Raw genomic sequence first — 23,634 nt, forward strand, 5'->3', positions numbered from 1 at the left:
GTCTGGGCAGGTAGCGTGCCGACTATCCCGCCCGGCGGCGCTGCGCTTGCGCGGGCCTACAGAGGGAGATCACGCCGCGGGGGATACCGCTCATCCCAGGTCCGGTAAGCATGTAGGCCCGGTAAAGCGCCAGCCGCCACCGGGCAGAAACAGACGTAACGTCTTCACCTCCTGCTTAGCCGGCCAGGTTGGCCGGCGAGTGTCAGGCGCTCTGGTTATCCAGTGTCAGCTGCCCCTCACGCCGCTGCTTCAGCTTCCAGAAGCCCCACAGGGCAATAAACCACAGCGGAGAAGCCAACAGCGCCAGCAGCGTGTCCGGGTCAAAGATCATGATGAAGATGGCGAAGGCGAAGAACAGCAGGCTCACCCAGCTCATCACCACCCCGGCAGGCATCTTAAAGATCGACCCGGCGTGCAGGTCCGGACGCTGACGGCGATAGACCAGATAGGCCACGAGGATCATCCCCCAGCTGAACACCACCATAATCGCCGCCAGGGTCGAGACGATGGTGAACAGGGTCATCACATTCGGTACCAGGAATAGCAGCAGCGTACCGATCAGCATGCAGAAGCAGGAGAACAGCAGGCTACGCACCGGGATGCGGGTATTGCGCGACAGGATGCGAAACTGCCAGTGCGCATGCTTCTCCACCGACAGGCCGTACAGCATGCGGGTGCTGGAGAAGACGCCGCTGTTGGCCGAGGACATCGCCGAGGTCAGCGCCACGAAGTTAATCACCGCCGCGGCGGCAGGCAGCCCGGCCTTGGCAAACAGCGTCACGAACGGACTGGTCTCCGCCGATACCCCCGGCCAGGAGGCGACGGCGATAATCACCACCATCGACAGCAGATAGAAGATGATAATCCGCAGCGGCAGAGCATTGATCGCCTTGGGCAAAATGCGCTGCGGATCGCGGGTCTCCGCCGTCATGGTGCCCAGCAGCTCAATGCCGGTAAAGGAGAAGATCGCTATCTGGAAGCCGGCGAAAAAACCGGTGATACCGTGAGGCATAAAAGCCGTCGGGTCGGTAAGATGGCTGAGAGAAGCCGTCACGCCGTCCGGAGAAGTCCAGCCAGTGGCAATCATCCAGCCGCCGGTGCCGATCAGGGCGATAATGGTGATCACCTTGATCAGGGCGAACCAGAACTCCGCCTCGCCAAACATTTTCACCGACAGCAGGTTAAGCAGGAACAGGATCGCCAGCATGCTGAGGGCCGGCATCCATGCCGACAGTTCCGGGAACCAGTACTGCATATAGCTCCCGCAGACCACCACGTCGGCAATGCAGGTCACTACCCAGCTTAGCCAGTAGGTCCAGCCGAGGTAAAAGCTGGCCTGCGGCCCGAGATACTCGCCGACAAAGTCGGCAAACGAGCGGTAGTCATGGCGGGTGAGCAGCAGCTCCCCCATCGCCCGCATCACCATATAGGTAAAGAACCCGACCAGCACATAGATCACCAGAATCGAGGTGCCGGCGACGGCGATGTTGCGCCCCGCCCCCATAAACAGCCCGGTGCCGATGGCGCCCCCGAGGGCAATCATTTGAATGTGGCGGGCGCCGAGCCCGCGTTTAAGCTGTGACGCGCCCTCACCTCCGGCGGCAGGAGACGCCTGATGTTGATGTTCAGTCATGGTGTTTCCTCAGGCTGGTTGTGGGAGGCGAAGAGCCGCGGCGCGCAGCAGCAGCCCGGCGCGCTGACCGGTGGCGACCCCGGCATTGGGAAAGAGGATATAGGGGGCCCGGGCCTGCACCACCCACCGTTTCTCCGCCTGGCGAGCGATTTCGTATCCCGCCGGGAGCGCGGTGAAGTTCTCAACGTTGGCCGCGAGATTAAGCGTAAATTCCCCCTCGCGCTTGATGATGCTCTCCTCGACCAGGAAGTAGTCCACTGGCGCTTTGTCGCGCGGCGGTAGCGGCGCGTCAGAAATCCAGGCCCGGATCGCCGCGTCGGTAGCGGCGAACAGGCTGAGATCGTTGGCGCCGAACGGCATCACTTTCCCCAGCTCCAGGGTGGCGCTTTGCGCGGCGAACTTTTCGCAGGTGAAATGGGTGAAGGTGCCGCCCGCTTCGGTATGCCGCACGATGGCATCCATCCCGCTGGCCTGCAACAGCTGGTAGAAGCCAGGCGAAAAATCCCCGGCGTGGGCCGGGAGCAGCGCAAACTGGCGATACAGCGACCCGCGAATGGCGGTATGCATATCGAGATGGCTACGGTTGACCGGACCCGCCGCATCGGCGGCGCGATAGAAGGCCTGCACCGCCTGCTCCAGCGCAAAAGCCCGCCGCGACTCATTCCCCGGGGTGACCGCCAGATGGCGGCCGCCGAACAGGCGATTCAAGTCGTTGTGCAGATAGCGGCGTGCGGCGCGGATCGCCGGCAGGTTACCAAAGACGATCAGCAGCGCCTGAGTGAGCGGCTGCCGCCCCTGGCTCAGATCGTGGGTCAACTGCAGCAGCAGCTCCGTCGGCGCGGTCTCATTGCCATGCACGCCCGCGGAGAGGATCGTCGCCTGGCGCCACGGCGCCGTCGGCAGCAACTGCAGGATCCCCTCGCCCAGCCAGCGGGCCTCGATGCCCGCCGGGAAGCTCCACTCCTGCAGGCGGCAGTGCAGTAAATCGTTAACCAGGTGCTCCATCTGCCGCTCCTTAACGCTGAAAATCATAGACCGCGCCCAGGCGCAGGATCTGCGTCAGCTCATCCAGCGCCTGATAAACCTCGCGCAGCAGCTGCGGGTCCGCCAGATCGCGGGCGTGCAGCCGGTCGCGATAGTGTTTTTCCACCCATGCCGTCAGCTGCTGATAACGCTCGTCGTTCATCAGACTGTGGGCGTTGACCGCCTGGCGTTCAGCCTCGTTGAGCACTACCCGCAGCCGCAGACAGGCCGGGCCGCCGCCGTTGCGCATGCTTTCCCGCAGGTCAAAGACCGCCACTTCATCGATCGGCGATGCGCTGTCGGCGGCGAGGTCGCTCAGATAGCGCCAGACGTTTTCCCGCTGGCGGCACTCCTCCGGCACCACGATCAGCATCTTGCCGTCAGGTTTACTCAGCAGCTGGCTGTTGAACAGGTAAGAGGCCACAGCGTCATCGAGCGACACCCGCTCGTCCGGCACTTCCACGCTGGTGAACGGGATATCCAGACTGTCGCTTTTAGCCCGTAGCGTCGCCAGCACCGTCGCCTGATCGACAAACGCCTGCTGATGGTGGAACAGCACATGGCGATTGCTGACCGCGATGACGTCGTTGTGAAACACGCCGCGATCGATAGCCTGCGGCGCCTGCTGGGCAAACACCGTGTAGCGCGGATCCAGCTGATGCAGGCGGGCCACCGCCTCGCTGGCCTCGAGGGTCTGCCGCGCCGGATACTTCACCGGGGCGATCCCGCCGCTGGCGCGTCGACCGTAGACAAAAAACTGCACCCCCTGTCGGTCATACTCCCGGCAGAAGCGGTTATGGTTGGCTGCCCCTTCATCGCCGAGGTCGCCATGCTGCGGCAGCGCCGCATGGTGGGCGAAGTAGCGCGGATCGGCGAACGTGGCGCCCAGGATCGCCGAGGTGGTGGGCGCCTCCTGCATACGGTGCAGCTTATTGTTCAGGTTGGCGACGGTGAAATGGACTTTGCCATCGGCGCTGTCCGCCGACGGTGAGACGGTCGCCGCATTGGCGGTCCACATCGACGAGGCGGAGCTGAAGGCGGAGAGCAGCTGCGGCGCCGCGTGGGCCGCCTGCCGGATGACCTGCTCATCGCTGCCCTGGAAACCGACTTCGCGCAGCAGACGTAGATTCGGACGCGGCTGCGGCGGCAGAATGCCCTGCACGAATCCGCGATCGGCAAGGGCTTTCATTTTATACAGCCCCTGCAGCGCCGCCTTTTTAGGGTTAGAGAGACCATCGCGGTTATTTTGCGAGGCTTCATTGCCGACGGAGAGTCCGGCGTAGTGGTGCGTCGGGCCGACCAGGCCATCAAAGTTTGCTTCAAAACCAGACATATGTCCTCACAGGATCCGTTATCAGAATGGCAGGCCCGGCGATACCGTCGCCGGAAGCGTCAGCGTATCGCTGACCAGAGAGGCCATCGGCCAGGCACAGTAATCAGCGGCGTACCACGCTGCCGCGCGATGGTTGCCGGAGGCGCCCACCCCGCCAAACGGCGCTTTACTCGAGGCGCCGGTCAGCGGCTTGTTCCAGTTGACGATCCCGGCCCGCGCCTCGTCCGCCAGCTGGTCAAACTGCGCCGCGTCGCTGGAGATCAGCCCAACGGCCAGGCCATAGCGGGTCTGGTTGGCAAGGCGGATGGCCTCCGGGAAATCGTCATAACGGATAACCGTCAGCAGCGGGCCAAAGTATTCTTCATCCGGCACCTCGATACCGGTGACGTCGACGATCCCCGGCGTCAGCACCGTGGAGCGCGGGTCGGGCTGGCGCATGCGCAGCAGCACCTTGCCGCCGAGCCCCTCCAGTTTTTGCTGCGCCGCCAGCATGTTCTGCGCGGCGTCGAGAGAAATCACTCCGCCCATAAACGGCGCGGGCTGGTCATCCCACTTGCCGGCGCGGATCTGCGCGCTGGCCGCGACCAGCCGCTGCAGCAGCGCATCCCCCTGCTCGCCGCGCGGCACGATCAGCCGGCGCGCGCAGGTGCAGCGCTGCCCGGCGGAGATAAACGCCGACTGGATAATCACATGCAGCGCCGCATCGACATCGGCCACGTCGGCGACGATCAGCGCGTTGTTGCCGCCCATCTCCAGCGCCAGCATCTTCTCCGGCTGGCCGCCGAAATAGCGATGGAAGTGGAAACCGGCCGCCGCGCTGCCGGTGAACAGTACGCCGTCGATATCACGATTTTCCAGCAGCGCCTGGCCAGTGGTTTTTCCGCCCTGCAGCAGATTGATCACCCCGTCAGGGACGCCCGCCTGCTGCCACAGCTGGACGGTCATTTCGGCGGTGGCCGGCGTCAGCTCGCTGGGTTTAAACACGATGGTATTGCCGGCAATCAGTGCCGGAATGATGTGCCCGTTGGGCAGGTGGCCCGGGAAGTTGTAGGGACCAAAGACCGCCATCACGCCATGCGGTTTGTGGCGCAGCTGTGCTTTTCCGTCCGGCAGCGTCGACTCGTGAAAGCCCGTCCGCTGGTGATAGGCCTCGATGGAGATCGCGGCCTTGCCGATCATCGCCTGCACTTCGGTGCGGGTCTCCCACAGCGGCTTGCTGGTCTCCCGGGAAATCAGGGTCGCCAGCGCCTCTTTATGTGTCTCCAGCAGCGCGGCAAAACGCTCCACCACGGCAATACGCTCGGCCAGCGGCCGGTGCGACCAGGGGTAAAACGCCGCGCGCGCCGCGGCGCAGGCCGCCTGGACGTCGTCGGCACCCGCGCTGGCCGCCTGCCACAGCAGCGACTGATCCTCCGGGGCCAGTTTGCTCATCGTTGCGCCGCTGCCCGCCTGCCACTGCCCGGCTATAAACTGTGCTTTTACCGCCATGATCTGTTTTCCTCTGGATTCAGGGTTACCGTATAAACGCGGTCGGTTTCACTGACCTGCAGCGCGTCCAGCGCGGCGGCATCCAGTGAGACCTGCTCTTCGTGGGCCACCAGCAGCGCCCGGAAATTGTCGAACTGACCGTTGGCGACGAGCGTCGGCGCCGGCAGGGCGCCCATCAGCTGCTGGGCCGGCAGGCACTGGCTGTCGCGCACGGCGCGGATCTGATCGGTGTTCGCCTCCAGCACCGGTCCGGCATCGAAAATATCCACCGAGCCGCGCCAGCTGAATCCCTCTTTCTCGAGGATCGCCCGCGCCGGGGCGGTATTGGGATGCACCTGACCGATGACCTCGCGGGCCGCTTCCGGCAGCAGTGAGATATAGATCGGGTAAGCCGGCATCAGTTCGGCAATAAAGGTTTTCATGCCGGTGCCGGTCAGCCGGTCAGCATCGGCAAACGGGATGTCGAAGAAGTGATGGCCCAGCGCATCCCAGAACGGCGACTGCCCCTGCTCATCGCTGCAGCCGCGCAGTTCGGCAAACAGGTACGGGGAAAACCACTCGCGGAAGGCGGCGATAAATAAAAAGCGCGCCTTGGAGAGCAGCAGACCATTGCGGTTGCGCTGATAGGCCGGGTCGAGAAACAGCGTACACAGTTCGCTGTGCCCGGTGTGGTCATAGCTGAGATTAAGCAGCTCCTGAGGCTTATAGACTCCCAGCGCTTTCGAGGCGCGAACCGTTTTCTGAATGCGAAAATTGTAAAACGGCTCGTCCAGGCCCACCGCGACCTCAATGGCGCTCACCCCCACCACCCGCGCCAGCGCGGTGTCTTCCAGCACAAACAGGAAACCCTGCTGGCCGCGCGGCAGTTCGCCGGCGAAGGTCTCGATACTGCGCTGGATACGGGCGGCCAGGCGCCCGGCATCATGCGGTAAGGAGGTCATGCCGACCCCCGCCCGCGCGGCAAGGCGGACGATGTCGTCGAGATCGTTTTCCCGTACGGGACGAAATAGCATCACAGGCCGTCCTCCCGGTTAGCGGGTTAAGCGAGCAACGGCGCGATCAAGGCGCACGAAGGCTTCCGCAATATCCGCCAGCGGGATATTGAGCGCCGGCGCGAAGCGCAGCACGTCCGGGCCGGCAATCAGGGCGATCAGCCCCTCTTCCGCCGCCAGGTTGGTCAACGTTTTGGCCTTGCCGCGCAGCGGCCCCGCCAGCTCAGCGCCGATCAGCAGACCGGTGCCGCGCACGGCGCTGAACGCATCGTAACGGGCAGAGATCGCATTCAACTGGTCAACAATCAGCGCATGGCGCTCGCCAACGCCCGCCAGCAGCGGCGCATCGAGATGGGCCAGCACGGCGTTAGCGACGGTCGCCGCCAGCGGGTTGCCGCCGAAGGTGGTGCCATGGGTGCCGGGCTGGAAAACCTGCGCCCAGGCCTCTTTCGCCAGCATCGCGCCGATTGGGAAGCCGCCCCCCAGCCCTTTGGCGCTGGTGAGGATGTCCGGGACGACGTTGTAGTGCTGGTAGGCGTAGAGATGGCCGGTACGGCCCGCCCCGGTCTGCACCTCATCGAATATCAGGGTCGCGTGATGGCGATCGCAGAGGGTGCGCAGCGCCTGGAGGAACGCCGGGTCAGCGGGTATCACGCCGCCTTCGCCGATGATCGGCTCGACGATCACCGCACAGGTGCGCGAAGAGATGGCCGCGGTGACCGCCTCGATGTCGTTATAGGGCAGATGGGTAATGCCCTGCGGCAGCGGAGCATAATCGCTGGAATATTTCGGCTGGCCGCCGACGGAGACGGTGAACAGCGTCCGGCCATGGAAGGCATGGTTGAAGGCGATGATTTCGCTTTTTTCACCACCAAACTTATCGTGAGCGTATTTCCGCGCCAGTTTGAGAGCGGCCTCGTTGGCTTCGGCGCCGGAGTTGCAGAAAAACACCTTATCGGCAAAGGTCGACTGTACGAGGGTTTTCGCCAGCTGCAGCACCGGCTCGTTGGTATAGCCATTGCCGATATGCCACAGTTTCGCCAGTTGATCCTGCAGGGCCTGAGCCAGCGCCGGATGGGCATGGCCTAAGGCATTCACCGCAATGCCGCCCGCCATATCGATATACTCTTTCCCCTGCTGGTCCCAGACGCGGGAACCCGCCGCCCTGACCGGAATAAACGGCGCGGGGGCAAAACAGGGAACCAGGTAAGCGTCAAAATCTTCGCGAGTCATAGTGCCTGACATCATTCATCTCCGGAACGTAAGACGACGGAAAACGCTCCCGCCGCGTTGGACAATCGACATTAACCCTGACCCTCGGCTTATTTTGGACACGAGCGCGCCCGCTGTGATGGCAAAAATATTCACCACAGGAAAAATAAGCCCTATTTATTTTGCGGGCATTTGTTAATTCATGGTTAACGTCATGTTGTTGTGTGGGCTAATGCTGGCCTGTGAACAATAAGATTGTCAATACGGGTGGAAGCAATTTATTCACTTTTTGAAGATCATCAAGATAATGAAAAACATAGAAAAAATATTTTTCTATGCACTTAAGTGAATAAAAAGTGAATTAAAATGCACAGCTTGCAGGTGGTTGGCGTGCGTAGTTATTCACTTAAAAAATAAAAAATCTAACAAAAATTTAAAAATCGGAATTGCCGTCAAATACCGCTTTATAAAATTGGTGATACCATTCATTGCACAGAGTTTACTGCTGTAGCTATTCCACGGTTTTACACGACATAAATAACACTGAGAAACAGGACTCTTATGGAAAAGTTATCTTACGCATCTGAAAGTAGTACATCTCCATGGACCACCTACCTGCGCCAGATCGACCGTGTCGCGCCTTATCTCGGCGATCTTGCCTACTGGGTGGAAACCCTGCGCCATCCGAAGCGTGCGCTGATCGTCGACATTCCTGTGCAAATGGACGACGGCACCATCCGCCACTTCGAGGGCTATCGCGTTCAGCACAATCTGTCGCGTGGACCGGGTAAAGGTGGTGTTCGCTACCATCCGGATGTCGATCTTAACGAAGTCATGGCACTTTCTGCCTGGATGACCATTAAGTGCGCCGCGGTCAATATTCCTTACGGCGGGGCCAAAGGCGGCATTCGCGTCGACCCCTTCTCACTGTCAGAAGGTGAACTGGAGCGTCTGACCCGCCGCTACACCAGCGAAATCGGCATTATTATCGGGCCGCAGAAAGATATTCCGGCGCCGGACGTCGGCACCAACGGTAAAGTGATGGCATGGATGATGGACACCTACTCCATGAACCATGGCACCACCATTACCGGCGTGGTCACCGGCAAACCGATCCACCTCGGCGGCTCCCTCGGCCGTGAAAAGGCCACCGGGCGTGGCGTATTTGTCACCGGCCGGGAAGTGGCTCGTCGCGCCGGTATCGAAATTGAAGGCGCCAAAGTCGCGCTGCAGGGCTTTGGTAACGTCGGTAGCGAAGCAGCCCGCCTGTTCGCCGGCGTCGGCGCCCGCGTGGTGGTCATTCAGGATCATACCGCGACCCTGTATAACGAAGGCGGGATTGATATGGCCGCCCTCACCGCCTGGCAGGCGGAGAAAAAGCAGATTGCCGGTTTCCCTGGCGCCCAGGAGATCGATAAAGACGCCTTCTGGACCACCCCGATGGACATTCTGATCCCGGCAGCACTGGAAGGGCAAATCACCCGCGAGCGCGCGGAGAAGCTGACCTGCAAACTGGTGCTGGAAGGGGCCAACGGCCCAACCTTTCCGGAAGCGGACGACGTGCTGGCCGAGCGCGGCGTGATCGTAGTGCCGGACGTTATCTGTAACGCCGGTGGGGTGACCGTCAGCTATTTTGAGTGGGTGCAGGATATGGCCAGCTTCTTCTGGAGCGAAGAAGAGATCAACGCCAAGATGGACCGCATCATGACCGACGCCATTATTCACGTCTGCGATAAAGCCGCCGAGAAAGCGTGTACGCTGCGTACCGCCGCCTATATCGTGGCCTGCGAGCGCATCCTGATGGCGCGTAAAGACCGCGGCATCTACCCGGGCTGATCCCCGTCAGGGTGTGAATCAGGGGGTGGCGTAGCGCCGCCCCCTTTTTTTCGCTATCGTGCCGTCAACCGCCGTTAGACCACAGCACCGGCCATCCCCGACGCTGCGACTCCGCCAGCAGCGCCGCGCACGGATTGACCGCGCAGGGGTTGCCAACCAGCGCGAGCAGCGGCAGATCCGAGATATGGTCCCCAAAGGCATAGCACGCCGCCAGCGGCTGGCCCCGTTCCTGCGCGTAGCGTTGAGCATGCAACGCCTTATGTTCGCCAATGGCGGTCCGCCAGAGTTCCCCGGTATAGTGTTCGTCAACCACCACCGGCTCTGAACACAGGGCATGCTCCACCCCCAGCGCCGCCATCGCTGGCCAGAGAATGTCGGTCATCGATCCGGAGACAAACACCACGTCATCCCCGCGCGCCTGATGTTGCCGGAGGATCGCCACCACCTCACGGTGAAAACCGTACCCACCTTCGCGATACAATGCCTCAGCAACCGCCCGTACCTGGGCGCGCGGCTCATGGCGAAACAGCGAATAGTAGTAGCGATTGATTGCCTCCCGCGGTTGACCCGCTTTGCTAAGCGCCTGGAGCTGGCGGACAATCGCCGCGGCCGTCAAACCGCACTGCAGCGGATATTCCTCGGCATAGCGGTGCAGAAACAGGAACATACTTTTGCCGGTAATCAGCGTTTCATCCACGTCAAAAAAGGCGATGCTCATCCCCGTCCCCCTGCTCAATACTGACCAGATAATGTTGATGGCAGAGCGCCGCCTGCTCACACTCCTTACGAGTAATGTAGTTCAGGTCATAGACGCTGAAGCTAAAGCCGACTTCCGCTTTGCGGGTGCCGGTCTGGTCAAAACCGACCGAACACTCGCAGGTAAAGCGGCCGTGGGCTGAGCTTTTGCGCGACACCACATTCAGCACAATGGTCACCGGCAGCGGGAAAACAAAGCTGGAAAAAGCTACCTGCAGCGAGCTCAGCGTGAAGTACTTCTCGTCCATCGCCACGCCGGCCTCCGCCAGCAGAAATTTCTCCGAGGTGGCGATGATGGTTTGCCGCGCCGCCTCGATCAGCACCATCCCCTGGATGTGTTGCCCGGTCTGGTGGTCGCAAAGCAGCTCCGAGGCGTCCTGCAGGATCAGACGCGCGCAATAGCTATCTTCATCGCGTTTTTCCGGCGAGGTGATGAGGATGTTCTCTTTTTTACGTTTATGCACCAGCCGCTGATGATCGCGGTTGTTTTGATAATAGAGATCCTGCAGATTGACGATCTGGCGGATTTTATCCGGATAGTGCTGACGAATAATGCAGACCGTGCGGGAGATGTCGTCGAGCTGCACGCCCTGACCAATGACGATTTTATCGACGCCGGCGAGCTCGCCGCTCCAGACAAAACGCTCAAACTCGTTGACGGTCAGCACGTTCTGATGCCGCCGGGCAAAATCGGTAAATTTCTCACCCACCACAATTAATTTTTCCATGGCGCTTGTCTCCTCAGATCGCTTTCACAATTAACGCAATACCCATCCCGCCGCCGATACACAGCGAGGCCAGGCCGGTCGGTTTATTCTCCCGGCGCAGCGCGTGCAGAAGGCTCACGACAATCCGGGTTCCGGAACTGCCGAGCGGGTGCCCGAGGGCAATCGCGCCGCCGTTGACGTTCAGGCGGGCGGCTATCTCCTCCGCCGTCATCTGATGCTCGCGGGCCAGCCCCTTGACCACCCCCAGCACCTGCGCGGCAAAGGCTTCGTTAATTTCCAGTCGCGCCATATCGCTGAGCTGAAACCGCCCGCGGCGCAGGGCGCACGTCATGGCCGGCAGCGGCCCAAGCCCCATCATCGCCGGGTCGACGCCGCCCTCGCCGAAGGAGACTATCTCAGCCAGCGGCCGCAGGCCGTACTGCGCAACGGCGCGCGCCGAGGCGAGGATCACTGACGCCGCGCCGTCGTTCAGCCCCGAGGCGTTGCCCGCCGTGACGCTCCCGTCGCGACGAAAAGCCGGTTTCAGCGCCGCCAGCTGGTCGGCGCTAAGGTCATGGCGGATCTGCTCATCCTCGCGGACCACGCTGACGCCCCGCTTCCCGCTGACCGTCACCGGCACTATCTCCTCGGCAAAATGGCCGGCGCGGCTGGCGGCGGAGGCTTTTTGATGGCTGTCCAGCGCGTACTGGTCCTGTTCTGCGCGCGAGATCTGCTCATGCGCGGCGATGGCCTCCGCCGTTTCCCCCATCGGAATATGCAACAGCGGATCGGTTAAGCCATCGCTCTGGATCAGATCCTCGCTGCTGAACGCGCCAAATTTCATGCCGCCCCTTATCTCTCCCCGCAGCAAAAACGGCGCCTGGCTCATGTTTTCCATCCCGCCAGCGACGACCATGTCGGCATAACCGCTCTGGATATGGATCGCCCCTTCGGTAATACTTTTCATACCGCTACCGCAGATCATATTCAGGGTGTAAGCCGGCTTTTGCACCGGGATCCCCGCCCGCAGCGCGGCCTGACGCGCCGGCCCCATCCCCTGCCCGGCGGCGAGGACGCAGCCGCAGATCACTTCGTCAATCCACGCCGGGTCAATCCCGGCCTGCTGCAGGTTGTGGCGGACGGTGAGCGCGGCCAGTTCCACCGCAGAGACCGTTTTCAGGGCGCCAAGAAAACGCCCCACCGGCGTACGGCAGGCCGCGACGATATACACTTTATTCATGATTATTCCATTACGTAGAGCGAGGAAAGATACTGCGATGTCCCGGCTTCGCTGCCGGTAAAGCCCACATAGCCATCGGGATTGATCACCGCATAGTCATCGCGGCCAATCTGTAGCGCCTCGAGAAACGCCTCGTCCGCCGGGTCAAGGGCGCAGAATATAAACCAGCCGCCAGGTTTCAGGCGGGATAAGGGAGGACAGTCGACGCGCGCGGAAAAGACCACGACCTTACCGCTGGCGAAGGCGTCATAACTGTTGCGAAACCTCGCCTGCGGCGAGGTAAAGACGTACCACGGGACATGGTGGCCCATCAGGCCGTTCGGGTGAGCGCTCTGCGGCGCGGCAAAGCCGGCGTACTGCAGCGGCAGCTGGTGGCGATAATAGTGACGATTGCAAAACTCCGGAAAGTAGACCGCGTCGATATGGTTTTTCGGCACCAGACCGGCGATCAGGCCGGTATCGTGATCGGTGGCGTGCAGCACGCCGCTCACCGCGGCGAAACGCTCGGTGCGATAGGATGCCAGCAGCCGGTCGCTGGCGACGCCATGCAGGTAAAAGGCCAGCTTCCAGGCCAGGTTAATCGCATCCTGAATACCGGTATTCATCCCCTGCCCGCCAATCGGACTGAACAGATGGAAAGCATCGCCTGCCAGCATGATATTGTGCTGCAGATTGTCATCGGCGATCCGGTTATAGAAGTTGGCGCTGGAGGACCAGGTCAGCGCCTGCGCCGGAGGAACCTCGGGGCAGAAGCGCGCCAGCGCCACGTTGATCTCCTGCAGATCCGGCACCGGACGCGGCGACGGTAATCGACCGGCTCTTTTAATCACGATCCTGACCTGATTGTCCGGCATGGGCAGAAAGATCAGAAAGCCCAGCTCGTCAATATAGTAAGAGGTTCCCGGGAGCGTCGCCGCGCTGGCGAACTGCACGTCCGCCATTACAAAATGCAGCGGGTAATCATGGCCGCTAAAGCCAATCCCGGCCAGCTCCCGGACGGTGCTGGCCGCGCCGTCGGCGCCGATAATATAGTCATAGGTAGCGGAACAGGCCCGGCGGGCATCGTCGAGCAGAGAGACGTGATAGCGCCCTTCCTCCCGCCGCCAGGAGACCAGCTGATGTCCGCGTTTCACCAGTTGACCGGCCTCGGCCAGCGCCGTTTCAAGGATCTTCTCCGTCCGCGGCTGCGGGATACTGACATGGAAGGGATAGCAGGTGGGGAGATGGCGGTTATCAATATGCAGAAACTTGCGGTTTTTATACCAGGCGTAAATTGACTGAACCTGCTTGCCCTGGGCGGTCAGCTCCCCGGCAAGGGCTAAGCCGTGGAAGGCTTTAATCGTCGCCGGACTGACGCTCAGCGCTTTGGACCAGGTGGTGCTGTGTGTATTTTTATCAATAATATCAAAATCAATTCCATACTTATTCAGATAGCAGCCAATGATTAACCCTACCGGGCCGGCGCCAACAATGAGTACTTTTTTCACGATCGAGCCTCTCTGTATGCCCCCAGGGGGGCATACGCGTGTTGCCTGGGTGCAGGGTGAGTTAGGGGTAGATATCGTCGGCCAGACGGCGATCGCCGGCGACATTGCAGATATGCCAGTAGGGATAAGGCTTCTCTTTTTCGCTCACGCTGTTGAGGATCGCCGCCTCCTCGTCGCTCAGCGTCCAGTTCAGTGCCGCCAGGTTATCCTCCAGCTGGGCGAGTTTGGTCGCGCCGATCACCAGCGATGTGATCCCCGGGCGGGTACGCAACCAGTTGAGCGCCACCTGCGCCACGCTGGCGTTGCGCTGACGGGCAATCTCCTGCATCACTTCCAGGGTCTGCCAGGCTTGTTCACGATTGGCGATCGGCGCCGACTCAAACGGGGTGGCGTTCGCCAGCCGACTGCCCTCAGGAAACGCCTGATTGCGAGGGTATTTACCGGTGAGGAAGCCCCCGGCCAGCGGGCTCCAGACGGTGATGCCGACGTTCTGATCGACGCTGAGCGGGATAATCTCATGCTCCAGTTCTCGCGCGGCGATATTGTAATAGCCCTGATAGACGCAGAATTTTTCCAGTCCGAGGCGCTCTGAGATCCCCAGCGCCTTCGCCAGCTGCCAGGCCGCGTAGTTGGAGACCCCGATGTAGCGAATTTTCCCGGCGCGAATTAACGCATCCAGCGTCCGCAGGGTATCCTCCAGCGCGGTGCGCGGATCGAACCCGTGGAGATGATAGATATCGATATAATCCGTTTTCAGCCGCTGCAGGCTGGCGTCGACGGCATTAATAATATGGTAGCGCGACGCCCCCAGCGCGTTCGGATTGGGGTCGGTCTGCCAGCGTCCTTTGGTGCCGATAATCACCTGCTGGCGTTTCCCCTTCAGCGCGTTACCGAGCAGCTCTTCGCCCTGGCCGTTTTTATAACAGTCCGCGGTATCAAAAAAGTTAATCCCGGCGTCCAGCGCTTTGTACACCAGATCGTATGCCGTATGCTCAGGCACCACGCCGAATTCCGACCAGTTGCGTCCCGGTGCGCCGAGAAAGGCCCCTTTTTCACCAAACGTCATGGCGCCAAAACAGAGCTCCGACACCGACAGCCCGGTGGAACCTAAATACCGATACTTCATGCTTGACTTCCTTTTAAAGGTGACAACGTCACACTAGCGATAACAAATCCGCTGGCGGTCAGGCATGCACCGGCCAGGGGAATATGCGAGAGGGAGACGCCGGCGGTGAGCAACAGCCCACCAAACCAGGCGCCAGCGGCATTGCCGAGGTTAAAGGCGGCGATATTGCACGAGGAGACCATGCTTTTGCCGGTCTCACTGCTGTCCAGCGCCTGCATCTGCAGCGGCGGAATGGTGGAGAACATCGCCGCCCCCAGCAGAAACACCGCCGCGCAGGCGCCGGGTAGCGTCTGAATGGCGAACGGAAAGAGGCACAGGACGACGATAAGCAAGGCCAGGGTCAGCAGCAGCGCCCGGCGGACCCCACCGTCGGTCAGGCGGCCGCCGAGGTGATTCCCGGCGACCATCCCGACGCCAAACAGCACCAGCACCGGTGGAATGAGATGGTCGCTCATCCCGGTGACGGTTTTCAGCATTGGCGCAATGTAGGTAAAGGCGGCGAAGACGCCGGAAAACCCGAGCGCGGTGATCAGCAGGCTGCGCAGCACCGTCGGATGGCGCAGCACCTTCAGCTCGTCGCGGATCCGACTCTGCACCGCCGGTTGGGCCTGACGGCCGGGCACCAGGGCAATGACTGCCAGGGCGGAAAGAATGCCAATCAGCGTGACCATAAAGAAGGTGTAGCGCCAGCCAAGGTATTGCCCTACCCAGGCGCCGAGGGGCACGCCCAGAATATTGGCCAGGGTGGCGCCGAGAAAGACGGCGGAGACCGCCGAAGCCCGTTTATCCACCGGCGCCAGCTCCGCGGCATAGACCGAACTGATGCCGAAGAATGAGGCGTGAGCTAAGGCGGTTATTACCCGGAAAATAATGAGCATGGTCATATTACCGGCAATACCGCAACCTAAATTACCGATGGAAAATAAGATCATCAGAAATAACAACGCCGGTTTTTTGGGGTAGCTGCTTAATAGCGGTGTGAGGAGCGGCGCGCCAATCACCACCCCACAGGCATAAGCGGTAATAGACCAGGCGGCAAGCGTAATGGATATATGAAAATCATGGGCCACATCAAGTAATAATCCCATAATCACAAATTCGGTGGTACCAATACCAAATGAGCCCACGGAAAGCGCATAAACTGCCGCAGGCAATCCCGCCGTACGGGAAACAGCAATAGTCATAAGTAACCTCATCTCCCGCCAGGGCGGCGGGAGAATAGTATTCAGGGGGTTATTTTTCGATTAAGTTAAAGTCGCCCTGGTTATAGCGTAAGCCAGTGACGTTATCGGGAGTGAAAATATCTTCGATGGTGAGAATATCCTCAGGAGAGAGGGTAATATTCGCGGCTCCGGCATTATCACGCAGATGGGCAATTTTTCTCGCCCCCGGGATAGGCACGATATCCTCGCCTTTGCTCATGACCCAGGCAAGGGCAATCTGCGCAAGGGTCGCGTCATAGCGCGTGGCCACCTGCTGCAGACGCTCAAGCAGCAGCTGGTTTTTGCGCATGGTCTCGGCCTGGAAGCGCGGCAGATTGCGGCGGAAATCATCCTCAGCGAAGACGCCAGGATCGGTGATTTTTCCCGTCAGGAAGCCGCGCCCCAGCGGGCTGTATGGGACAAAGCCCACCCCCAGCTCGCGGCAGGCGTTGAGAATACCGGCCTCCGGCTCGCGGGTCCACAGCGAGTATTCCGTCTGCACGGCGGTAATCGGATGCACCTTGCAGGCCCGGCGCAGCGTCTGGGATGAGACTTCCGACAGTCCGATATGACGAATTTTCCCCTCTTTAACCAGGTCGGCCATGGTGCCCACCACGTCTTCCACCGGCACCGCCGGATCGACGCGGTGCTGATAGAGCAGATCGATGGTCTCGATATTCAGCCGCTTCAGCGACCCTTCCACTGACTCGCGAATATGTTCCGGACGACTGTCGACGCCGGCCATCCGCTCCAGTCCCTGGCCGGTCGGCAAAATACGAAAACCAAACTTGGTGGCAATCTGCACCTTATCGCGGATACCTTTTATCGCTTTCCCGACAAGAACTTCATTATCGAAAGGACCATACACTTCGGCAGAATCCAGGAAGGTCACGCCCATGTCCACCGCGGCATGAATCGTATTAATCGCCTGCGACTCCTCGGCGCCGCCGTAGGCGAAACTCATTCCCATACACCCGAGACCCAATGCGGAAACCTGGAACTTCTCTTTTCCGAGATAACGTGTTTTCACCTTATTTTCCTTACGTGCTGAATGTTATTAAATATATACTTCCCTTTTACATTGATAACAATTAATCTATTCCGAACGCGGTGTTAGCTGGAAATTAACAATGAAAACCTTGCCGGATTTGCAACAAATTGAAATATTAATACTCATAGTGAAACATGGCAGTTTTCGCCAGGCTGCCAGGGCATTAAATCTTTCACCACCGGCCCTCACCAGCGCTATTAATCATCTGGAAGAAAAGTTAGGCGTGCGCCTGCTGAATCGCTCGACGCGCAGTTTGTCATTAACTGCCGTGGGTGAGGAATTTCTTAATAATATGACGTCGGTGGTCAATGATTATCGCCGGGTGGTTGACAGCCTGAATTATCATCGCCTGACGCCGGAAGGCGTGGTGAAAGTCAATTTACCGCGTATTGTTCTTGACCTGTTTTTTCAACACTATTTTATTGCCTTTAAAACCGCCTATCCCGATGTAACGCTCGAACTGTACACCACCGATCGGAAAGTCAATATTATTGAGTCCGGTTTTGACGCCGGTATTCGCTATTCGCAGGATGTGCCCAAAGATATGATTGCCATCCCCTTTGGCGAGAAGCTGTCGCTGATCCCGGTGGCCAGCCCGGCCTATATCCGCGAGGCCGGCGAGCCCGACACCCCGCAGTCGCTGGTCAATTTCCGCTGCATCAACCGCTGTTTTCCCAGCGGTGAAAAGTACCGTTGGGAGTTTATTAGCCCCAGCGGGGAGCCTAGCGAAGTTTCGGTCAGAGGCGATCTGGTCGTTGATTCCGATACGGCGATGATCCAGGCGGCGGAGAGCGGATTAGGCATCGCCTTTGTCTATCAGTCGCTGGTGACGCAGCAGTTGAGCGCGGGCAGCCTGGTCCGTTTGTTACCCGACTACCACTATCCTGCCGACCATTTCTGCGTCTACTACCCGAGCCGGAAACATATACCGGTGCCGCTACGGGCCTTTATCACCTGGGTCATGGCGCAGAATAAGAGCATCCTCAGTGAGTAGAGGGTTCGCGGGTTAACCCATCGCTATTAGCCACAATAAACGCACATACCGTTAACCAATTTTTTTCCTTCGCCTTGAATTATGGCGGTCGCCCGACATAAACTCGTTAGAGCTCTAACGATATTGACAGACGACCTATGGACAATCGACAGCTTAACTTCTCCCATCTTTTATACCTCACCGCCCATCACTGGCGGCTGGCGGTCAACCGTCGGCTAAAGGACCTTGGCCTGAGCCAGGCCAGTTGGGTGGCGGTCGCGGCCATTGCCCGCCAGCCACAGCCGCTGTCGCAAAGCGAACTGGCGCAGGAGCTGGGGGTAGAGAGTCCGACCATTGTGCCGCTGATCAACCGGCTGGTCGCCCTCGGCCTGGTGGAGCGTGTCACCACCGCCAGCGATAAACGTAAGCGGCTGCTGGTCGCCACCGAGCAGGGAATGGCGCTGTATGAGCAGGTCAAAACGGTGGCGGACGATCTGCGCGAAGAGATCCTGACGGCGATTACCCCGCAGGAGCGGGAGCAAACTCAGCGGGTGCTGGAAAAACTGCTGCGCGAAGTGGAGAAGAAATAATGCCCCGTCGCCAGGATAACCCCTATGCCCCGCATGACTGGGCGCCGCATGAAAAACCAGCCCTGCTTGGCTCGCCCTCGACGCCGCTGCACAGTCCGCAGAAACGTCTCGCCTATGGCGTGGTCGGCCTGCTGGTGTGCCTCACCGGCGCGCTGGGCAACGCGGTGGTCACCGCCAACCTGCAGCTGCTGCAGGGCACCTTCGCCGCCTGGTCGACCGAGATCGCCTGGCTGCCGGCGGTGTACGTCATGACCAACGTCTCCATCAACCTGCTGCTGGTGAAATTTCGCCAGCAGTTTGGGCTGCGCGCCTTTACCGAAGGCTTTCTGGTGCTCTATGTGCTGGTCACCTTTTTCCACCTGTTCGTCAACGATCTCAGCTCGGCGATGATGGTCCGCGCCGCCCACGGCATGGTGGCCGCAGCGCTCAGCTCGCTGGGGATCTACTACCAGGTGCAGGCCTGGCCCGCACGCCACCGCCTGAAAGGGCTAACCATCGGCATCACCGGCTCGTCGCTGGCCATTCCGCTGGCGCGTCTCTTTTCCACCGAACTGCTGCAGATCGATGAATGGCGCGGCCTTTACTTCTTTGAACTGGGGCTGGCGCTGGTGTCGCTGGCCTGCGTCATCGCGCTGAAACTGCCGCCGAGCGATCGTAAAAAGGTGTTCGAGAAGAAGGATTTTATCACCTTCTTTCTGCTGGCGCCCGGCATGGCGCTGGTGTGCGCCGTGCTGTCGCTGGGGCGGCTCGAGTGGTGGTTTGAAGCGCCGTGGATCGGCTGGTCGCTGGCGGCAGCGGTGGTGCTGATCGTCGCCGCTATCGCCTTTGAGCATAACCGCAGCAATCCCCTGCTCAATACCAAGTGGCTCTCCAGCGGCAGCATCGTACGCCTCGGCCTGATTATGCTGCTGATCCGCATCGTGCTGGCGGAGCAAAACACCGGGGTCATCGGCTGGTTGCAGTACGTTGGTCTGCAAAACGAACAGATGACTAACCTCGCATGGTCAATTTTCGCCGGCATTCTGTGCGGGATCATCGCCAGTTGTCTGACGCTCAACCCGCAGAAGCTCTACTGGCCGACCGCCACCGCCCTGGCGCTGATCATGGTAGCCTCGCTGCTCGACAGCCAGTCCAACGCCCTCACCCGTCCGGAACAATTAATGTTCAGCCAGTTTTTACTCGGCTTCGGCAGCGCCTTCTTTCTGGCCCCGGCGATGCTCGCCGGCATTGGCGGCGTGTTTGCCGATCCGCGCAACCTGGTCAGCTTCTCGGTGCTATTCGGCATGAGCCAGAACATCGGCGGTCTGCTGGGGTCGGCGATCCTCGGCACCTTCCAGACCTGGCGGGAAAAATTTCACTCCAGCCAGCTGGCGGACCAGATCACCACCCTGAACCCGCTGATCGTCGAGCGGCTGCAGCAGTATAGCCAGATGTATCAGAGCCAGATCGGCGACAGCACCCTGCTTAACGTTCAGGCCACCACCCTGCTGCAAAACGCCGCGACGCTGCAGGCCAATATTCTCGCCTGGAATGACACCTATCTGCTGACGGCGGCCATCTCCGCCGGCACATTAGTGTGGGTTTTCTGGCGCTTAATTCGCTTACGACTGACCGCCCGTATCGCCTTAAAACGCGCCACCGGCAGCAAATAATTATCATCATTTCATCTCTGGAGTCGTTATGAGTCAGCAGGATGCGGCCAAACAACAGGCCAACACCCGGAACAACATTCGCGTGGTCTCCATTTTTACCGCCGCAGCGATAGGCCTCGTCGGCGTATTAGTGATCCTCTACGCCTGGCAACTGCCGCCGTTCACCCGGCATAGCCAGTTTACCGATAACGCCTATGTGCGCGGGCAGACCACCTTTATCAGCCCGCAGGTCAACGGCTACATCACCGCCGTCAACGTCAAAGATTTCGCAATTGTCCAGCCGGGCGAGGTGCTGTTCCAGATAGACGATCGCATCTATAAGCAGCGGGTGCATCAGGCCCAGGCTACCCTGGCGATGAAGGAGGCCGCGCTGCGCAACAATCTGCAGCAGCGCAAAAGCGCCGAGGCGACGATCGCCAAAAATGAAGCCGCGCTGCAAAACGCCCGCGCGCAGAATCTGAAAATCCAGGCCGATTTAAAACGGGTACAGGAGCTGACTGCCGATGGTTCGCTGTCGATCCGCGAGCGTGATTCGGCGCGCGCCAGCGCGGCGCAAGGGGCTGCGGATATTGAACAGGCGAAAGCGGCGCTGGAGATGTCGCGCCAGGACCGTGAATCGACCATCGTCAATCGCGATTCGCTGGAAGCCGACGTGGCCAGCGCCAAAGCCGCCCTCGAGCTGGCGCAGATCGACCTGCAGAATACGCAGATCATCGCCCCCACCGGCGGCCAGCTGGGGCAGATCTCGGTACGTCTTGGCGCCTACGTCAGCGCCGGAACCCATCTGACCTCGCTGGTCCCGCCCCAGCACTGGGTGATCGCCAACCTGAAAGAGACCCAGCTTGCCGAGGTGCGTATCGGCCAGCCGGTCACCTTCACCGTCGACGCGCTTAACGGTGAGCGTTTCCATGGCAAGGTGCAGAGCATCTCCCCGGCGACCGGGGTGGAATTCAGCGCCATCTCACCGGACAACGCCACCGGCAACTTCGTCAAGATCGCCCAGCGGATCCCAGTGCGCATTACGGTCAACGACGGGCAGAAGTACAGCGAACACCTGCGTCCCGGTATGTCGGTGCAGGTGACCATTGATACCCGCGCGGAGAAACAGCCATGATCCGCCCGGTCACCCTTGCCGTCATCCTCGCGCTGGTCGGCTGTCAATCCGCCGACGTGCAGCGCGCGCAGCCGACCCTGACCATCCCTGCCGCCTGGCGGGCCGACGTTGGCCCGGCCAGCCCGGTGGAAGGCGTCTGGTGGCGCAATTTTCATGACAGCACGCTCAATCAGAATGTCGACCGGGCGCTGCGCTATAACAGCGATGTGCTGATCGCCCGGGAGCGGGTGAATGAGTATCAGGCGCGGGCCTATGCCGCCGACAGCAGCCTTTTCCCCTCGCTGGACGCCAGCCTGACCGGCACCCGCGCCCGCGCGCAGTCCGCCACCACCGGCCTGCCGATCCATAGCACGCTGTACAAAGGCGGCCTGACCGCCAGCTATGATGTTGATATCTGGGGCGCCAACCGCAGCGCGGCCAGTGCCGCCGGAGCCAGCCTCGAGGCGCAAAAAGCCGCTGCAGCCGCGGCCAATTTGAGCGTCGCCAGCTCGGTGGCCGTCGGCTACGTGACCCTGTTGTCGCTGGATGAGCAGCTGCGGGTTACCCAACAGACGCTGAAATCACGGGAAGACGCGTGGCGCCTGGCGAAGCGTCAGTTTGAAACCGGGTATACTTCACGCCTTGAGCTGATGCAGGCAGATTCGGAGCTGCGCTCAACGCGGGCGCAGATCCCGCCGCTACAGCACCAGATTGCGCAGCAGGAAAATGCGCTCAGCGTGCTGCTGGGTGATAACCCCGGCGCGGTAAAACGCGGCGAGTTCGCCCAGCTCACTCCGCTGCGTCTGCCGTCGCAACTGCCGTCCACCTTACTCAACCGCCGCCCGGATATCGTACAGGCTCAGCGTCAGCTGGTGGCCGCCGATGCCACCCTGGCCTCGTCGCAGGCGCAGTTGCTGCCGTCTATCAACCTCACCGCTACCGGCAGCATGCAGGATCGTACACTGCCGGACCTGCTGGACAACCCGCTGCGGCTGTGGAGCGTCGGCGGCAGTATTCTGGCGCCGCTGCTTAACCGCCAGGCGTTAAATGCCCAGGTGGATGTCTCCATGGCCCAGCGCAACCAGGCGCTCTATAGCTACGAGAAAACGGTGCGCGGCGCGTTCAAAGAGGTGAATGACAGCCTTGACGCCATTAGCCGCTACGGCGAACAGCTGGCCGAACTGCAGGGGCAGGTGGCGGTGGCGGAGGAAACATTGCGCATTGCGCAGAATCGCTACCGTAACGGCTACTCTTCGTATCTGGATGTGCTCGATGCCCAGCGAACGCTGTTCTCCACCCAGCTTAGCGTAGTGCAGGTGAAGAACAACCTGCTGCTGGCGCAGATCGATCTTTACCGGGCGCTGGGAGGCGGCTGGATGAACGCGTGAATCCCCTGTGCGCGCCGGTCCACAACCGTGGAGAGCGCAGAAACCCATATTCAGGCCGGTGTAGCGCAGCGCTACCCGGCAACAACCACCAGGGAGTCAATCTATGCAACAACAGTGGTCTGCCGTCGATAATTTCATGATTTCTTCGCTTATTCCTGAAGATGACATACTGAGTCAGGTACTGGAAAACAACAAACGCGCCGGGCTACCTGAACATGATGTTGCGGCCAATCAGGGGCAACTTCTGGCGCTGTTGGTGCGCATAACGCAGGCGCGGCGGATCCTGGAAATTGGCACGCTCGGCGCCTATAGCGCTATCTGGATGGCGCGCGCGCTGCCCGCCGACGGAAAGCTGATTACCCTCGAGGCCGATCCTGGCCATGCCGGGGTGGCGCGCCAGAATATCCGCCTTGCGGGGCTAAACGAGCGCATTGAACTCATTGAAGGACCGGCGCTGAACACGCTGGAAAATTTCGCGAATGTGCAGCCGTTCGACCTGATCTTTATTGATGCCGATAAACCTAATAATCCTCGCTATCTGGAGTGGGCGCTGCACTATTCGCGCCCCGGGACGCTGATCGTGGGCGATAACGTGGTGCGCGATGGCGAAGTGATTAACGGACAAAGCGATGATGCGCGCGTGCAGGGCGTGCGTCGGTTTATCGAAATGATCGGGGATAACCCGCGGCTCACTGCCACCGCGCTGCAGACGGTGGGCATCAAGGGATGGGATGGGTTTACGCTGGCGCTGGTGAATGGGTAAGATCCGGGCGGCCTGATGCCCTCATCCCGGCCCTCTCCCCCAGGGAGAGGGAGAAAACCCGCGCCGGGACGCGTCACCAGCGGCATTCG

General features: G+C 60.5%; 19 protein-coding genes and 2 pseudogenes. 8 read left to right on the forward strand and 13 right to left on the reverse strand.

Annotated features, from left to right (window positions below):
- Positions 1-202: 202 nt before the first annotated feature.
- From FHW76_RS11290 to FHW76_RS11315, 6 genes are read right to left on the reverse strand one after another with little or no spacing between them, the layout of a single operon-like run.
- Complete coding sequence (locus FHW76_RS11290; protein WP_008805091.1) at positions 203-1,633, reverse strand: amino acid permease; 1,431 nt, start codon at positions 1,631-1,633, stop codon at positions 203-205.
- Positions 1,634-1,642: 9 nt separating this feature from the next.
- A complete protein-coding gene (gene astE / locus FHW76_RS11295; protein ID WP_008805092.1) occupies positions 1,643-2,638 on the reverse strand; it encodes a succinylglutamate desuccinylase in 996 nt (331 codons plus the stop codon).
- A 10-nt stretch (positions 2,639-2,648) separates the two neighbouring features.
- Positions 2,649-3,989 carry an N-succinylarginine dihydrolase gene (gene astB / locus FHW76_RS11300; RefSeq protein WP_004148240.1) on the reverse strand — a complete coding sequence of 447 codons (1,341 nt, stop codon included), beginning with the start codon at positions 3,987-3,989 and terminating at the stop codon, positions 2,649-2,651.
- Between the two features lie 21 nt (positions 3,990-4,010).
- A complete protein-coding gene (gene astD, locus FHW76_RS11305) occupies positions 4,011-5,477 on the reverse strand; it encodes a succinylglutamate-semialdehyde dehydrogenase (RefSeq protein WP_012968349.1) in 1,467 nt (488 codons plus the stop codon).
- Positions 5,468-6,490, reverse strand: a complete 1,023-nt coding sequence (gene astA, locus FHW76_RS11310) for an arginine N-succinyltransferase (protein WP_012968350.1) — start codon at positions 6,488-6,490, stop codon at positions 5,468-5,470. Before astA ends, astD begins: the two co-directional genes overlap by 10 nt.
- Positions 6,491-6,508: 18 nt before the next feature.
- Positions 6,509-7,714 carry a bifunctional succinylornithine transaminase/acetylornithine transaminase gene (locus FHW76_RS11315; protein WP_012968351.1) on the reverse strand — a complete coding sequence of 402 codons (1,206 nt, stop codon included), beginning with the start codon at positions 7,712-7,714 and terminating at the stop codon, positions 6,509-6,511.
- Positions 7,715-7,883: 169 nt separating this feature from the next.
- On the opposite strand from FHW76_RS11315, the pseudogene FHW76_RS11320 reads away from it, so the two are divergent.
- Positions 7,884-8,030: pseudogene (locus FHW76_RS11320) on the forward strand (hypothetical protein).
- A 212-nt stretch (positions 8,031-8,242) separates the two neighbouring features.
- On the forward strand, positions 8,243-9,517 hold the full coding sequence (locus FHW76_RS11325; protein ID WP_183476691.1) for a Glu/Leu/Phe/Val dehydrogenase: 1,275 nt from the start codon (positions 8,243-8,245) through the stop codon (positions 9,515-9,517).
- A gap of 64 nt (positions 9,518-9,581) precedes the next feature.
- Here the strand turns inward: FHW76_RS11325 and FHW76_RS11330 are convergent, their stop codons facing one another.
- From FHW76_RS11330 to FHW76_RS11360, 7 genes are all read right to left on the reverse strand, one after another.
- Positions 9,582-10,235 (reverse strand): HAD family phosphatase, encoded by a 654-nt coding sequence (locus tag FHW76_RS11330; protein WP_016160925.1) that lies wholly within the window; start codon positions 10,233-10,235, stop codon positions 9,582-9,584.
- Complete coding sequence (locus FHW76_RS11335; protein WP_012541915.1) at positions 10,216-11,001, reverse strand: AfsA-related hotdog domain-containing protein; 786 nt, start codon at positions 10,999-11,001, stop codon at positions 10,216-10,218. Before FHW76_RS11335 ends, FHW76_RS11330 begins: the two co-directional genes overlap by 20 nt.
- Positions 11,002-11,014: 13 nt before the next feature.
- Positions 11,015-12,220 carry an acetyl-CoA C-acyltransferase gene (locus tag FHW76_RS11340; RefSeq protein ID WP_183476693.1) on the reverse strand — a complete coding sequence of 402 codons (1,206 nt, stop codon included), beginning with the start codon at positions 12,218-12,220 and terminating at the stop codon, positions 11,015-11,017.
- A gap of 2 nt (positions 12,221-12,222) precedes the next feature.
- Positions 12,223-13,707 (reverse strand): NAD(P)/FAD-dependent oxidoreductase, encoded by a 1,485-nt coding sequence (locus tag FHW76_RS11345; RefSeq protein WP_046622571.1) that lies wholly within the window; start codon positions 13,705-13,707, stop codon positions 12,223-12,225.
- A 61-nt stretch (positions 13,708-13,768) separates the two neighbouring features.
- Positions 13,769-14,833, reverse strand: coding sequence for an aldo/keto reductase (locus tag FHW76_RS11350; RefSeq protein ID WP_008805101.1), 1,065 nt, complete (start codon positions 14,831-14,833; stop codon positions 13,769-13,771).
- On the reverse strand, positions 14,830-16,017 hold the full coding sequence (locus FHW76_RS11355) for an MFS transporter (RefSeq protein WP_183476695.1): 1,188 nt from the start codon (positions 16,015-16,017) through the stop codon (positions 14,830-14,832). The genes FHW76_RS11350 and FHW76_RS11355 overlap by 4 nt, the downstream gene beginning before the upstream one ends.
- Positions 16,018-16,066: 49 nt before the next feature.
- Complete coding sequence (locus tag FHW76_RS11360) at positions 16,067-17,065, reverse strand: aldo/keto reductase (RefSeq protein WP_012541920.1); 999 nt, start codon at positions 17,063-17,065, stop codon at positions 16,067-16,069.
- Positions 17,066-17,165: 100 nt separating this feature from the next.
- On the opposite strand from FHW76_RS11360, the gene FHW76_RS11365 reads away from it, so the two are divergent.
- The 6 genes and pseudogenes from FHW76_RS11365 (at position 17,166) to FHW76_RS11390 (ending at position 23,545) form a co-directional block, all read left to right on the forward strand.
- On the forward strand, positions 17,166-18,080 hold the full coding sequence (locus tag FHW76_RS11365) for a LysR family transcriptional regulator (protein WP_086512252.1): 915 nt from the start codon (positions 17,166-17,168) through the stop codon (positions 18,078-18,080).
- 137 nt (positions 18,081-18,217) lie between these two features.
- Positions 18,218-18,649, forward strand: a complete 432-nt coding sequence (locus tag FHW76_RS11370) for a MarR family winged helix-turn-helix transcriptional regulator (protein ID WP_008805105.1) — start codon at positions 18,218-18,220, stop codon at positions 18,647-18,649.
- Positions 18,649-20,301: pseudogene (locus FHW76_RS11375) on the forward strand (MFS transporter). The gene FHW76_RS11370 and the pseudogene FHW76_RS11375 overlap by 1 nt, the downstream one beginning before the upstream one ends.
- Positions 20,302-20,329: 28 nt before the next feature.
- The gene (locus tag FHW76_RS11380; protein WP_008805107.1) at positions 20,330-21,415 is read left to right on the forward strand and encodes an HlyD family secretion protein; all 1,086 of its coding nucleotides are present in this window, start codon (positions 20,330-20,332) and stop codon (positions 21,413-21,415) included.
- Complete coding sequence (locus tag FHW76_RS11385) at positions 21,412-22,782, forward strand: efflux transporter outer membrane subunit (RefSeq protein ID WP_032754222.1); 1,371 nt, start codon at positions 21,412-21,414, stop codon at positions 22,780-22,782. The genes FHW76_RS11380 and FHW76_RS11385 overlap by 4 nt, the downstream gene beginning before the upstream one ends.
- Before the next feature lie 103 nt (positions 22,783-22,885).
- Positions 22,886-23,545, forward strand: a complete 660-nt coding sequence (locus tag FHW76_RS11390) for an O-methyltransferase (RefSeq protein ID WP_032754220.1) — start codon at positions 22,886-22,888, stop codon at positions 23,543-23,545.
- Positions 23,546-23,634: the final 89 nt, after the last annotated feature.

The organism is Klebsiella sp. RC2 (assembly GCF_014192815.1).
Classification (GTDB): domain Bacteria; phylum Pseudomonadota; class Gammaproteobacteria; order Enterobacterales; family Enterobacteriaceae; genus Klebsiella; species Klebsiella variicola.